General features: G+C 33.2%; 12 protein-coding genes. 5 read left to right on the top strand and 7 right to left on the bottom strand.

Annotated features, from left to right (window positions below; all coding sequences use genetic code 11):
• Positions 1-11: 11 nt before the first annotated feature.
• From ACFELV_RS00360 to ACFELV_RS00370, 3 genes are all read right to left on the bottom strand, one after another.
• A complete protein-coding gene (locus ACFELV_RS00360; protein WP_375326259.1) occupies positions 12-1,751 on the bottom strand; it encodes a cation:proton antiporter in 1,740 nt (579 codons plus the stop codon).
• Positions 1,752-2,801: 1,050 nt separating this feature from the next.
• Positions 2,802-3,143 carry a ribosome silencing factor gene (rsfS, locus tag ACFELV_RS00365; RefSeq protein WP_375326260.1) on the bottom strand — a complete coding sequence of 114 codons (342 nt, stop codon included), beginning with the start codon at positions 3,141-3,143 and terminating at the stop codon, positions 2,802-2,804.
• 2 nt (positions 3,144-3,145) lie between these two features.
• On the bottom strand, positions 3,146-3,742 hold the full coding sequence (locus ACFELV_RS00370; protein WP_375326261.1) for a nicotinate-nucleotide adenylyltransferase: 597 nt from the start codon (positions 3,740-3,742) through the stop codon (positions 3,146-3,148).
• Between the two features lie 29 nt (positions 3,743-3,771).
• Here ACFELV_RS00370 and ACFELV_RS00375 point away from each other — a divergent pair, with 29 nt between their 5' ends.
• The gene (locus tag ACFELV_RS00375; RefSeq protein WP_375326262.1) at positions 3,772-4,014 is read left to right on the top strand and encodes a BolA/IbaG family iron-sulfur metabolism protein; all 243 of its coding nucleotides are present in this window, start codon (positions 3,772-3,774) and stop codon (positions 4,012-4,014) included.
• Positions 4,015-4,142: 128 nt separating this feature from the next.
• Here the strand turns inward: ACFELV_RS00375 and ACFELV_RS00380 are convergent, their stop codons facing one another.
• The 4 genes from ACFELV_RS00380 to greA form a co-directional block, all read right to left on the bottom strand.
• Positions 4,143-5,099 (bottom strand): transposase, encoded by a 957-nt coding sequence (locus ACFELV_RS00380; RefSeq protein WP_375326263.1) that lies wholly within the window; start codon positions 5,097-5,099, stop codon positions 4,143-4,145.
• 114 nt (positions 5,100-5,213) lie between these two features.
• On the bottom strand, positions 5,214-7,442 hold the full coding sequence (locus tag ACFELV_RS00385) for a hypothetical protein (protein WP_375326264.1): 2,229 nt from the start codon (positions 7,440-7,442) through the stop codon (positions 5,214-5,216).
• 11 nt (positions 7,443-7,453) lie between these two features.
• Positions 7,454-8,077, bottom strand: a complete 624-nt coding sequence (gene lipB / locus ACFELV_RS00390) for a lipoyl(octanoyl) transferase LipB (protein WP_375326265.1) — start codon at positions 8,075-8,077, stop codon at positions 7,454-7,456.
• 60 nt (positions 8,078-8,137) lie between these two features.
• A complete protein-coding gene (greA, locus tag ACFELV_RS00395) occupies positions 8,138-8,626 on the bottom strand; it encodes a transcription elongation factor GreA (RefSeq protein WP_375327473.1) in 489 nt (162 codons plus the stop codon).
• A 78-nt stretch (positions 8,627-8,704) separates the two neighbouring features.
• Here greA and ACFELV_RS00400 point away from each other — a divergent pair, with 78 nt between their 5' ends.
• The 4 genes from ACFELV_RS00400 to truA are packed head-to-tail and all read left to right on the top strand — an operon-like array spanning position 8,705 to position 13,783.
• Entirely contained in the window at positions 8,705-9,325 is a 621-nt protein-coding gene (locus ACFELV_RS00400; protein ID WP_375326266.1) for a hypothetical protein, read from the top strand.
• Positions 9,322-11,103, top strand: coding sequence for a DNA primase (gene dnaG / locus ACFELV_RS00405; protein WP_375326267.1), 1,782 nt, complete (start codon positions 9,322-9,324; stop codon positions 11,101-11,103). The genes ACFELV_RS00400 and dnaG overlap by 4 nt, the downstream gene beginning before the upstream one ends.
• Before the next feature lie 17 nt (positions 11,104-11,120).
• Complete coding sequence (rpoD, locus tag ACFELV_RS00410) at positions 11,121-13,019, top strand: RNA polymerase sigma factor RpoD (RefSeq protein WP_375326268.1); 1,899 nt, start codon at positions 11,121-11,123, stop codon at positions 13,017-13,019.
• 14 nt (positions 13,020-13,033) lie between these two features.
• Complete coding sequence (gene truA, locus ACFELV_RS00415) at positions 13,034-13,783, top strand: tRNA pseudouridine(38-40) synthase TruA (protein WP_375327474.1); 750 nt, start codon at positions 13,034-13,036, stop codon at positions 13,781-13,783.
• Positions 13,784-14,003 lie beyond the last annotated feature (220 nt).

Below are 14,003 nucleotides of genomic sequence, written 5' to 3' on the forward strand. Positions count from 1 at the left end.
CTGAATGAGTTTTAATAGGTTTCTGTCTCATTTTCTTCTAAGGCGCTTAACGCATCATCTCGTTTAGCTATTACATAATTACCAGATCTGAATTGTCCTTTAATACGGTTGATTTCATATTCGCTAATCCCAATAAACTTTAAAATTGTCCCTCCTAACTGTAAACCAGTTTCATAATTTTCCGGTATGATAGTAGTAGCGCCCGCATCATAAAATTCTCTAGCATTTTGTAAATTTTTTAACCGGACAATAACTTCAAGATCAGGAAAAGAGCTGGTGATGGTCCTGAGAGATTTTTTAATAGTAATATGATTATTCATTGTTAGAGCTAGCGCTAAAATTCTTTCAGCTCCCACAGCTTTTAATGTATCAATTTGGGACACATCACCTTTAAAAACAGGAAAACCATTAGCGGTTTCTTCTTTTACAATATCATCATTGACATCCAGCGCGATATAATTAATACCTTCAGCTTCTAGTACTAATGCAATCATTTTGCCTACACTACCAAAACCTGCAATTATTATGTGGTTAGTTAAATCTCTTGCTCCAAGTTCTATAATTTGCAGAGATGTTTTACCTAAACCTTTATCTAACCTTTCAGATAGTTTCTTCCCAAACATTGCCAGTAAGGGAGTTAAAGCCATAGTACAGGTGACTGTTAATAACAGGATATTTGCAATACTTTCTTCAAGAATCCCTGTTTCTTTGCCTAATCCAAACAAGATAAAAGCAAATTCTCCCCCTTGCGATAACAATAACCCAGCATGTAAAGCAACTCCTTTATTAAAACCAAATAAAATACATAAGGCAGTGATAATTAAGGTTTTTACTATTATTAAAGCTAAAGAGCAAGTAAGGATAGTAGAAATTTGGGCATATATTTCATAGGCATCAATTTTCATTCCTACTGTCATAAAAAATAATCCAAGTAATAAACTTTTAAAAGGATATATACTTTCTTCCGCTTGCATACGGAATTCTGTTTCTGCCACCAAAACTCCTGCAACAAATGCTCCTAAAGCAAGGGATAAACCAAAATATTCAGTAGCCCAAGCAGCAGATAAGACTATTAATAAAGTCATAGAAATAGGCAGTTCATTAACATCCCCATTATCTGAGGAAATTAAAGTAAATAATGGCCTTAATAATAACCTGCCAGCTATAAAGATAGCGAGCAATGCAATAATTGCCTTCACTAAGGCTATTCCTAAAGCTGAAATTAATGAAGCTTTACTATTGCCTGCAAGTAAAGGGACGATAACTAATAAGGGGACTACTGCCAAATCTTGCAATAATAGCACCGATAAAGCAATACGTCCATGTTGAGTTGATTGGCTACGACTTTCTTCTATCACTTGCATTACTAGAGCAGTGGAGGATAAAGCCAGGCCGCCGCCGATAATAATAGAAGCATTACTATTACCGTTAATTAACACCACAGCAGCAGCAATAATTATCGCAGTAGTTAGTACCTGTAATGAACCAAGTCCAAATACATACCTTCTCATTACTTTCAATCTCTTAAAAGATAACTCTAAGCCTATTGCAAACAGTAAAAATACTACCCCTAATTCTCCCAATAATTTGGTTTGATCATATGTGACAATTCGAAAACCATTATCACCAATGGTAGCACCTGCAATTAAATAACCCAACACTGGGCTTAAGTTAAGACGTTTAAGTGATGCTACTACAAATACAGCAGTTCCTATTAAAATTATGACATTGATCAGGATATGCTCGTTCATTTATACCTTTGTTATTTGATACACCAATTGCTGGTTATATATTATTGTCTTTTCAAAAATTACTTCTTCATTTTTCAGGGGTTTATGGATGCCCTCATTTTAAATATTGTTATACTCTATGTCAAAATGAATAGAGGCAATATAAGCTCAAAATAGTATATATTACTTATAGTTGCTATCTCCAAAATAACTATTTAATTTATTCATACTATAACTACCTTAAATTAGAAAAGAGTAAGTGATTCCCTAGCCAGCGCTATATACTCTATCTGTTTTAAGACTATAAAATAGATAGGCGGTAAATAGTTGGGATACAAAAGACCTCTTGCATAACCTAATCTAATTGGTAATTTTGTTGTCAAAACTCATCTCCGTTCCTCACGTACAATTTAAGTACGTTGCGGTACTCGACTTCGTTTTTCCTAAAAATTCCTCAATTATCTTTAGGTTATGCAAGAGGTCTAAAGTAGTTTTCGACTTTTACACAAGCCTGATATTTATTAATTGTTTTATAAGTCAGTTGAATTAAGGTCTTAAATTTTTAACTTCAGTTTGACATAGTAAAGAAATATTGTTGTATCAAACTGGTGATCAAATAAGGAAAAAGCTACTATTGCAGTGGTTTTGCCAGTAGCTTTTAACTTTTTGATTATTCAAGTGATTTAGGTTATGTGAAGGAAATGTTTATAGCTTGATTGATGCGTATTTTATCTGCAAAATAGCGGAAATTTTTTGAAATAAGTACACTATTCTTGAAAATTCTTACTATTTTTTGATGAAAATGCTCTATAAATCGCTTCTATAAAAATTTCCTTTACACAACCTAGGTATAACTTGCTTATACTAAATTTTACCATAAAACAACCATCTAAGAGACGCCCGTGCCCTGATAATGAAATATTAATTAATATACTTGTTATTAAAAATGTAACAAAAATTTAGTTTAAAAACTAACAATTGTCTAGCACAAGTTAATTATTTTTTCATTTAAGTACGGGCTTATGATAAATATATTTCTCCTACTTCCAGCCATAAATTAATTGCTGTAAATTATAGGGCTGAATTCTTTTGCTTCCACATCTCTTCTAATTTAAAATGTTCTCTAACTTCTGGATAAAATATATTAATTAGGATATTGCCTGCATCTATTAATACCCATTCTGACTTCCCAAGTCCTTCAATATTTACATTAATACCCGCTTGTTGTTTTAATTCCAAAGCTACATATTCTGCGATGGCTCCAACGTTTTTAGTGGAGCGGCCATTAGCAAAAATAATATATTCTGCTAATGTTGTGTCTTTTTTTAAGTCCATTATGGTTATTGCGTCAGCTTTTTTAGCTTCTAAGCATTGCACTATAAATTCTTTCAATGTTTCAACATTTTCTAGCATAATTACTCTTTTAGATTTGCACGGATCAATGAGGATGAAATTTCCGACATAATTCCACGATATATTGTAATATTATTATTTATTGTTGTATCAATACTTATTTTAACGTCTGTAATAAAACGATTAACATTCAAACGGCCCAAGATATTTGGTCTATCAAAAACCACAATTTTACATAAATTAGGTATGTCTTGGTACCTATACCATTTATGGAAATTGTTTATATTATCAATACCCATAAGAAAAATAAAATTTATTGTACTGAATAATTCTCTAAGTCTCTGAAGAGTGGTATAAGTATTATTTGATCCAATATCATATTCGGCTGAAGATACTAAAATCCTTGGATGTATTACTATTTGCGCTGCATTAACACTTCTAGAAAAGATATCCAGTTTATATTGTTTTTTTAAAGGATTTTGAAGCGCCACTAACCAAATGATATAATCTAAATTTAATATTTTTATAGCCTGTTCACTGATCAGTAAATGTCCTATATGAGCCGGATCAAATGAGCCTCCTAAGATACCAATATTTAAGTGGCAATTTCGTAAAAAATTTAAAGATTGTAGATTGTAAATTTTTGGTATATTTTGCATATTTAATACTTATATACAGATAGTAAAAGATGGCAATATCTATTCAAAGGCTTGAAGAAATTATACGCGATACTTTTCCAAATGCAAAAATAAACATCACTGATTATGTGGGGGATCAGGATCATTATTCTCTAGTAATAGAAGACGAAGCTTTTATAGGAGTAAGTCTTATTAATCAGCACAAAATGGTCAAAAAGTCTCTGGCTCAAATAATGGATAACGACCAACTGCACGCTATCACTATTCAAACTATAGTCCCTTCTCCTAATTAAGTAAACAATATAATTATACTTACCACCCGACTGAATATTTATAGAGCCATAATTTAGGTATTTCAGGTAGGTTGAGAGCGGCATGTAATAAGAATCTTAAGCCCTGTTTAAATAGTGATATTGTGGATCTATAAAGTTTTTTTTGAAGATATAGCCCCAGTAGAGATAGCCCAAAATAAAGCAACAGTCAGTACTAAAATAAGACGTTCAATCCTATCTTCATGCTGTAAATGTGTTTTGGTTATAGAAAATCCTCGTGATTTAAAATCAGAAAACATACATTCTATGCCCCATCTCATCCCATAATCAAGTACTCTGTATTTTGATGGTAGGCAATCCATAGCAATAATCCACGGCTCTTTGCAACCAGCTTCTTGTAAAATACCTATATTAGTTGTAACATTGGTATTGTGAAAAGTTTGATTTTCTAAAGATGTCAGCTTCATATTGACTGCATCACCTGTAGTGATTTCCCCTCCTTCTTGCATCAGTATAAGATTAGATTTAAGTCTTACTCGATAGCTCCATCCAAGAGATTGACATAAATTAATTAACGAGTGTGTACCATAAAACCGATTGGCTGCAAGCAAGATCTTAACACCTTCAGGTATCATTTTAGCTACATCCTTGATTAATGATTCTTGCACCTCAAAGCCAATGGCTCCTTGAGTTTTTTCAACCTTCCATGCAATTGGCATGGCTCTTTCACCAACTCTCAACGAAATCATCAAACATTCAAAATTAGTGGATATTTTACTTTGGTCCAATATCAATATAGCAGTCTTTTCTTTGCTAGCGGCCATCGTAATTATTTCCGGAACAAAACCATGCATAACCGGCTTAGGTTCTATCAAACAGTTAGATAACAATCTACTAATATACCTTTCTTTCGATTTAACATCTCCTGTCTTACGGGGCAATACCGCAATCCACTCTCCACTATTGACGCTGCTACAGCTTAATGCAGATGCTGCCAAATCAGCAATCCCACTTATATGCGACTTATGCAAACCAGTAACTCGACTACCTAAATCCTCTTCAATTACCTTTGCTATATGAGCTACTCCTCCAGTAAATATTCGCATCTTATTCTCCAATGATTATTATATTTGGAGATCATATTATCACGCTTTTTTACTTCTAGCAATTTAAGTCGGGTGGTAAGATCGCCTCTATTTTTATCTATCAATTCGCTATATTCACCTACCCCGGCTCTCTTTATGGGGGACAGAGAGTTTATCATAGCGCTGCTGTTCTGTAATCATATCACTTATTAGAGTTTTATTTGTTGCTAGCTTATTAGGTAGGGTAGCAGCAATAAGTGCTGTGCTCTCTTTCAAGAATTTTGGCATTTCTGTTGCGCGCCCTAATAACCTTTTTATAGGGTCTATAATATAAGCATGCCACTTTTGACCAAAGCTCATACCTATTCCCCCATAGCGCGCGCATTCTCTAACTATTAGATCTGCATTCTTTATAAGATCTTTTTGTTCTTTATCGTTTTTACAGATCGGGGTTAATATAGAAATTAATGCATTTGATATACGATTAGTCTCAGATTCATTTAATGTTTTTATAGTTTGACCTTCACAATATTTTGTTAATTGCTTAGTGGCAAACTTTTCCTGTTTCTCCTGATTAGTTTCGAGATGCACATAGTTTTGAACAGCTAATGCTTGCTCTAGTCCATCATGATATTGCACAAAATGGTGTTCCTGGGATTCTTTTATTTGTGAGATTTGAGAGCCTAGTGTTCTGAGTATGTTATCTTTTTGAGCAATATCTGCTTTATCCAAGGAATTGTTAGGAGCTGAAATGTGAGCAATGAATTTCATATATTGTTCACTTAACTTATCTGCCCCCTCGGTTTTTTGTACCACTTCTTGAAATTTGGCTTTAGCTATTAATTCAGCGGCTAAATTTGTTATTACCTCTGTAAAAAAATTCTCATCCTCCCTTGTTATAGTAAAAGCTTCTAAGAAATGTTGCTTCTCTTCATTAGACAAATCAGATGTTATTATAGTACAAAATATTAATTCAGCTGCATTAGGGGAATCTTTTATATTGATTACTTGTTGTACAACTTGACTATGTTGCTGCGGTATGAGTGTGCTTAATATTAACTGTTCTGCCTCTTCTATTCCTTGCAAAGTTGTTAGTAAATTAATTGCCTTATCTTTATGCTTGCCATTTGTCGCTATTTCACGCAGACAGCTTTCTGTAGAGGATTGGGTGAGTTCGTGTCTTTTTTGGTCCGCTTCTAATGACTCAGTAACCACATCTTTTGGAAACTTTAAATCTATCTTGGGATCAAATGCAGATATATAAACATTAATTTTTGGCTGCCCTGATGCGCAACCAGGCGTAAATTCTTTACTTTTTAAATTAGAAATATCAACTTCTAACACTCCGGTAGTACAATCAATTAAATTATGGACCTCATTATTATTGACATCCTGACTCACTTCATGATCATTTACATCCTTGTCCAATTCCTTTCTGACTTGCACACCGCATTGATTGTACAATTTAACTTCACTTGCGGTAGAAAGATCAATTAATAAAAAATTATTACTAGCAAATTTCAGATGCCCGACATGTGCACTTGTATCTTTCTCTGGGCGATAAGCTGTGGATATTTTGTTTAATAAATCCTTGCTAAAGCAAGAAATAGCAAACCAGCCTGAGCCAAATGTGCCTTGCTGCCAACTGGTTTTGATAAAATCTTTTTGTTCTCCAGTTAAAGAGGGTAATTTTGCTAATTCTCCCATATCAATTAATTGAGTTTTACCAAATTGATCTTTTAATAAGATAGCATCTCTCCCAGGGTACTTTGTAGGATTTGTAGCACTACCAATATCTACTTCCACTTGTTGTTGGTATTTTGCTTTATATTCCTTGAGCTCCGTTTCTAAACTCATCTTTAAAGAATCTTTGGTAACATTTTCTTCATATAATTTAAGTAACATTTTAGCTGAAATAAACTGCGGAGATTTAATTACTCGAGAGCTAGAACAATAATACAAAAATCCGGTTAGTGTATCGAAGGGTGAGTTCTTCCGCGGATCTGATTTTGAATTCTCCAACTGATTGATTTCATCATAAAATGCAGGCTTAAAAACTGGCGTACCTTCTCCCTGATAAAATTCTGGATTATTAGTATGTGCCTCAATATCCTGTAAGAGGCGCTTCGAACAGTTGATTTTTAAATCTGCTAGTGAAGAATCGTCATCTATTTTAAGAGTGTCATATAATAATTTTAAACCAGGAGTTAGAATTTCTGCCGTTAAAGAGGAATAATTGCCTATATTAATGGTGCTAGACCACGGTTTTTGAAGGACAAATTTTTGTTCCTCCATTTCATCTATGCTGAACTTAAAAGCCGCAATAGCCTGTTTTCTGTCATATATTCCTTTAATCTCTTCCATAGTTCTACTACCTATAAAAATTTACAAAAATTATTTTCAATCACTTGGTCAAATTGTTCTAATGTTACATCAACCCCAAGTTTTTTTAAAGAAGTTATTGGTAATTCTTTCAGCCCGCAAGCAATAATCCCATCAAATTTCTCAAGATTTGGATAAATATTGACTGCGATACCATGATATGCTACCCATTTTTTAACTCTTACTCCTATTGAGGCAATTTTTGCAGGACTACCATTTTCTTCTACCCATATACCTACTTTATTCTCTATAGTAAAGGCTTTAACTCCATAATGTGATAGACTGCTGATAATCCATTCTTCTAACAATCGAATATATAATTTTAAATCCTTTTGACATTTTTGAGCTGACAAATCAAGTATAGGATATATCACTCTTTGACCCCATCCATGATAAGTAAACCCTCCCCCTCTGCCAGTGTAAATTACCGGTATCTCTCTAGAGTTTAACAATTCCTCTTCCTTAAAACTAGTACCCGCAGTATAGATATCCTGATATTCTACTAAATACACCATTCCTTCTATTAATTTATTGATTATTTGATGAACCTTATCTTCCATTAATTTTACTGTGTCTTCATATTGCGAAAGACCGGATAAAGTAGTAAATTGAACCATAATTAGGAATTTTAAAAATCATTTTTTGGCCCCTAATGGGCACCCGTCCAGTATATAATGTTAGAGTTCTAGTTCTTTATAAAATATTTCTAACACTTCATAAGTTTTTGAACTTTTAGGAGTGATCACTTCTACTACATCTCCTACTTTTTTGCCAATAAGAGCTTTAGCAATTGGGGAAACTATGGAGACTCTTTTTTTAGTAATATCAGCTTCGTATTCCCCAACAATATGATATGTCACTATCTCATCTGTCTCATCATCAACTAGCTTAACGGTTGCCCCAAATTTTATACTATCCCCCGTAAGTCTAGAAGTGTCAATAATTTCAGCTCTGGCAATTTTATCTTCAAGATCTAAGATACGTCCTTCAATAAAACTTTGCTTCTCACGTGCAGCCTGGTATTCTGCATTTTCGGATAAGTCACCAAAATCCCTGGCCGTGGCTATTGCTTCAATCACTTTAGGACGTTCTACATGCTTAAGATGTTTTAGTTCTTTTTCTAGATTATCGAACCCTTTATGTGTAATAGGAAATTTTGCCATAATAATAATTGTCTTGTCTAAGTTAAGTTTTATAGTATATTTATAGTGTGAAATTTTGTCAAACAAGCCTTTCAGGTTCTTATGCAAACTGAAGTTTATAATTTCGAGGTGCAACGCAAGACTTTTCATCTATATGGCCTAGTTGTACCTTTTATTTATTTATTCTTGTCCAAGTTCGTTGCTACTATCTTATTATTCCTACTTGCAGTATGTGTCTTATATTTAGATACTGCCAGGCATTATGATTTAAGTATCAGAAAATATATAGATAAGTTTTGCTCAAAACTTATGCGCCCTAGTGAGCAGAGTGGCACATTTACGTTAAGTGGCTGTACCTTTATGATAGTTGGATTTTTTTTAACGGCCTTATTATTTTCAAAGGGGCTGGCTATTGCTTCATGGTTTATATTAATAATCTCTGACTGTCTTGCTGCATTAATTGGTATTAGAATTGGTACGCAACTTAAAAATGGCAAATCTATAGAAGGTTCTATTGCCTTTTTAGTTTCCGCAATTTTTATTAGCATGATAGTATATTTTTTTATAGGTTACCATACTCATTTTATTATTATTATTATTAGTTCTATCATTACTACTATTAGTGAGTTTTATTCAAAAGAATTCGCTATAAATGATAATTTATCTATCCCTCTTTCTTATTGTTTTTCCACTGTGATCTTTAACTTTATTTTAGGTTTATGAAAATTCCCTTAGAATTTTATGACCTTCTTAGGAATAGAATTAATGTTTCAGATATAGTGAGGCAGAAAGTAGCCTTAACTAAAAAATCCGGTAATTACTTAGGTTTATGTCCTTTTCATATCGAAAAAACTCCCTCATTTACAGTAAATGATAGCAAAAAATTTTATTACTGTTTTGGTTGTTCAGTTCATGGTGATGTAATAAAATTTGTCTCTAATACTCAAGGTTTATCTTATAAAGAAGCTGCCATTAAGTTAGCTAATGATTATGGTATTGAGTTACCTAAACTCACTGTAGCAGAACAAAAGATATATGAAGAATCGGAGGAATTATTTGACATTTTAGAAATAGCTGGAAGGTTTTTTAGGTCGCAACTCACCCCAGAAGTTTTGGAATATTTAGGCAAACGCGGAATAAATAACAATACTATAGAAAAATTTGCTATAGGTTTTGCACCTGCGGGTCAAGCATTACAAAAATTTTTTGAGCAGAAATCGGTTGCCTGGTCAAAGCTACAAAGGGCAGGCTTAGTAGGTAAGCGCGAAAATGGCACTATATATGAGATTTTTTATAATCGTATAACTTTTCCTATTAAAAATATTTATGATAAAATAGTGGGGTTTGGAGGTCGAATTATTAATGATGGTTTACCTAAATATTTGAATTCTCCTGAAACTATAATATTTCAAAAAAATGAAATATTATACGGAGAGAATTACGCTATCAATGCAGCGTACAAGCAAAATTTTGCAATATTAGTTGAAGGGTATTTAGATGTTGCTGCCCTTTATCAAGCAGGTTTTAAAGAAGCAGTAGCAAGCCTTGGAACTGCTATCACTGAAAATCATATCCAAAAATTATGGCGCGCTGCTGATGATATAATCATTTGTTTAGATGGTGATGAGGCAGGAGTTAAAGCATCAAAACGGGTGATTAATTTAGTTCTACCATTAATTAATGGCAGTAAAAAAGTTTCTTTCATCCTTTTACCTACGGGAAGTGATCCTAATGATATTATCAATAAAGAAGGAGCTGAGTCTTTTGGTCAATTGTTAAATCAAAGAATTAATCTTTCTGAAATGATTTGGCACTTTGAATATCAAGGCAACAATTTTGCTACCCCAGAAAATAAAGCTATTTTGGAACGAAACCTAGAAAATTATTGTAAGCAAATTAAAGATAAGCTGTTAAGTACTCACTATTACAGATATTTTAAGGATCAAATATGGCAAAATTTAATTAAGCACCCTAACAAAAATTATATAAAAAATTCAAAGGTAACAAATATTAAATGTTCAGGACCTGCCTACTCAGAAACTGAAATATTAGAACAAGTTTTTATTATCATGATGGTAAAATTCCCTGAAATAATTACCAAACAAGAAGTAAAAGATTTTTTGTTAATTTTAAATTTTCAAAATAATATTCTAAGCAATTTTCGTGACTGGTATTTTGAAGAGGTGGTTAATAATGCGATATTTGATAATGAAAATATTATGAGCTTAATAGAAAAAACTAGCTTTTATAATACTTTTTTAATATTATTACACTCCAATAATTTATTTTTAGAATTAACATTCAATAAAAATTATATAGACCCATACTTACTATGGCAATTACTATATAAAAAATATCACTTAGTACTGTTAAAACACGAATATACCTCTATTGTTCACACTGGCTCCGATGACGCACTAACAAAGGCTACACTATATCGCGAAGAGATTATAAAAATTTCAAAAGAACTTGATAATCTCAATGAATCTTTCACTAATTGACCCAAGGTTTATAAATTATGGCGGAAAATATCAAAAAAAATGTTAAGACCCAAGATGATAAAGCTGTCCACTTAATGAAGAAGGCTAAAGAAAAGGGTGCTGGCATAACTTATTATGACATAAATAAAATTATTCCAGTTACTAAGAATATATCGGTAAATGAGCTAGAAAAAGTAATATCTAAGTTTTCTGAAGCAGGGGTTGATATTATAGAAGCCGATGTTGATGAAATCAAATTAGATATTAATGTAGATGAAGAATTTAAATTAGCTAATAATGTCGATCGTGAACAAGAAGAAGAGACTTTAGGTACAACTGATGACCCAGTAAGATTATATCTACGAGATATGGGGGGAGTTGAGTTGTTATCTAGAGAAAACGAAATAGAAATAGCTAAAAAAATTGAAGAAGGCAAGGAGATCATGATTAAATCTCTTTGTGAAAATCCAGTGTCAATGAAATTCTTTATTAAATGGCGTGAAGACTTGGTGAATGAGAAAATGTTACTTCGCGATTTAATTGATTTAGAAGCTAATATGGAACATGATAATCATTCTGAAGAAAGTCAAAGTGATATAGAAACAGATAGCGAAGAACATGAAGAAGCTAATAGTTTAACCATAGCGGCGCTTGAAACTCAGTTACTCCCTAGTATAATTGAACGTATGGAAAGAATTTCTAACGTTTCCGAAGAATTGCTTATTGAGGCAAAAAAACATTATGAACATTATCCACAGGCAAAAGAATTACAGGATAATAAGCAATATATTAAGAATTTACAGATATTAGTGGAGGAAATTTCTGGTATTCACTTTAATTCTAAAAGAACTGAAGAAATTTTAGATAAAATGTATAGCGTTAATAAAGAATTAATAGCAAAAGAAGGTAATTTTCTAAAACTAGCGGAGAAATATAACATAAGCCGCCAAAGTTTCTTAGGAGAATATATGGGAGTGGTCATTGATGAGAATTGGAAAAAGCAGATGCTAAAAAGTAAAAATCTTGGTTGGAAAGACTTTATTACTCATGAATCTGAGGCCACTGATCAAATAATTAACGAATTAAAAGCTATTGAAAAAGCTACCTGCTTACCTATTATAGAGTTTAAAAAATTAGTCAATACTATTCAAAAAGGTGAAAGACAGGCCCATAGAGCCAAAAAAGAAATGATCGAAGCTAATTTACGTCTAGTAATTTCAATCGCTAAAAAATACGCTAATAGAGGCCTACAATTTTTAGACTTGATTCAAGAAGGAAATATTGGCTTAATGAAAGCTGTGGATAAATTTGAATATAGAAGAGGGTATAAATTTTCTACTTACGCTACTTGGTGGATCAGGCAAGCTATTACTAGAGCTATTGCAGATCAAGCAAGAACTATACGTATTCCTGTCCATATGATTGAGACTATTAATAAAATTATTCGTACTTCAAGGCAAATGCTTAATGAACTAGGCTATGAGCCAACCGCTGCAGAAATTGCAGCGCGTCTTTCTATGCCAGTTGATAAAGTGCGGAAGGTAATGAAGATAGCTAAGGAACCGATTAGTTTAGAAAATCCCGTCGGGGATGATGATGGAAGCTATCTAGGGGATTTCATTGAAGATAAAAATGCTATATTGCCCCTAGACGCTGCAATCCAGTCAAACTTACGTGAAGTCACCACCAGGGTGTTAGCAAGCCTTACTCCTAGGGAAGAAAGGGTGTTAAGAATGAGATTTGGCATAGGAATGTCTACTGATCATACGCTAGAAGAGGTAGGCCAGCAATTCAACGTTACAAGAGAACGTATTAGACAGATAGAATCTAAAGCCTTACGCAAGCTAAAACATCCCACTAGATCTAAAAAACTTCGTAGTTTTCAAAGTGGTTCTAAAAAACACAATAATAACTCTGACTCCGCCTATGCAGGATAGTTTCTAGATAAATGATGAACATAAATTCCCATAGATATAAAATTACCATAGAATATTTAGGGACTGGGGTTGCAGGCTGGCAAAGGCAAGCCAATATTATCTCAATTCAACAAATATTAGAAGAAGGTGTTTATAAATTTACCGGTGAAAACGTTACTATTCATGCGGCTGGCAGAACTGATGCAGGGGTACATGCAATAGGGCAAGTCGCACATTTTGATTTAACAAAATTAATGCCTACTTATAAAGTGATGGAAGCAATTAATCATTTTGTTCGAACTCATAATATAGGAATTACTAAATGTGAAATAGTAGAGGGAGATTTTCATGCAAGGTTCTCGGCTATAGCGCGACATTATGTATATAGAATTATCAACAGAGCTGGGCAAGTCATAATCGATTTAAACCGTGCTTGGTGGATAAAACAACCTATGAATATAAATTCGATGAGAAAAAGTGCTGCTTATCTTATAGGATACCATGATTTTAGTTCTTTTAGATCCAAAGATTGTCAAGCCAAATCGCCGGTAAAAACTTTAACTAGCTTAATAATCACGCAAGAAAATGATGAAATAAGATTATATTTTTCAGCCCCATCATTTCTACATAATATGGTACGAAATATTGTTGGTAGCTTAGTATTAGTAGGACGTAATATATGGCAGGAAGAGGATATAAAAAAAGCGCTAGAGGCTAAAAAACGGGAGGCGGCTGGCATTAAAGCCCCAGCATGCGGGCTGTATTTCCTGAAAGTAGATTATTAATAGACTTCTTTCGAAACTCCACTGGCGATGGTAATTTGGACAATGAATCTAGGCTCAAATCCTCACTACTACTGTCGTATGCTGCGGTTTGAAGCGAAGAGCCTTCTTCAGATTCCCTACCAGACGCGAGCTCTAAAAGAAGTCTAATACAAAGCGGAGGTGATTACCCTCTATTTAATTTTGAAATTGCATATTTTTCTTTTTACTAATCACTGCTTGT

Source organism: Candidatus Tisiphia endosymbiont of Nemotelus uliginosus (assembly GCF_964264835.1).
Taxonomy (GTDB): domain Bacteria; phylum Pseudomonadota; class Alphaproteobacteria; order Rickettsiales; family Rickettsiaceae; genus Tisiphia.

Excerpts from the sequence above, each read along its gene's own strand:
- ACFELV_RS00360 (WP_375326259.1), bottom strand. The coding sequence starts at position 1,751 with ATGAACGAGCATATCCTGATCAATGTCATAATTTTAATAGGAACTGCT.
- rsfS (WP_375326260.1), bottom strand. The coding sequence starts at position 3,143 with ATGCTAGAAAATGTTGAAACATTGAAAGAATTTATAGTGCAATGCTTA.
- ACFELV_RS00370 (WP_375326261.1), bottom strand. The coding sequence starts at position 3,742 with ATGCAAAATATACCAAAAATTTACAATCTACAATCTTTAAATTTTTTA.
- ACFELV_RS00375 (WP_375326262.1), top strand. The coding sequence starts at position 3,772 with ATGGCAATATCTATTCAAAGGCTTGAAGAAATTATACGCGATACTTTT.
- ACFELV_RS00380 (WP_375326263.1), bottom strand. The coding sequence starts at position 5,099 with ATGCGAATATTTACTGGAGGAGTAGCTCATATAGCAAAGGTAATTGAA.
- ACFELV_RS00385 (WP_375326264.1), bottom strand. The coding sequence starts at position 7,442 with ATGGAAGAGATTAAAGGAATATATGACAGAAAACAGGCTATTGCGGCT.
- lipB (WP_375326265.1), bottom strand. The coding sequence starts at position 8,077 with ATGGTTCAATTTACTACTTTATCCGGTCTTTCGCAATATGAAGACACA.
- ACFELV_RS00400 (WP_375326266.1), top strand. The coding sequence starts at position 8,705 with ATGCAAACTGAAGTTTATAATTTCGAGGTGCAACGCAAGACTTTTCAT.
- dnaG (WP_375326267.1), top strand. The coding sequence starts at position 9,322 with ATGAAAATTCCCTTAGAATTTTATGACCTTCTTAGGAATAGAATTAAT.
- rpoD (WP_375326268.1), top strand. The coding sequence starts at position 11,121 with ATGGCGGAAAATATCAAAAAAAATGTTAAGACCCAAGATGATAAAGCT.
- truA (WP_375327474.1), top strand. The coding sequence starts at position 13,034 with ATGAACATAAATTCCCATAGATATAAAATTACCATAGAATATTTAGGG.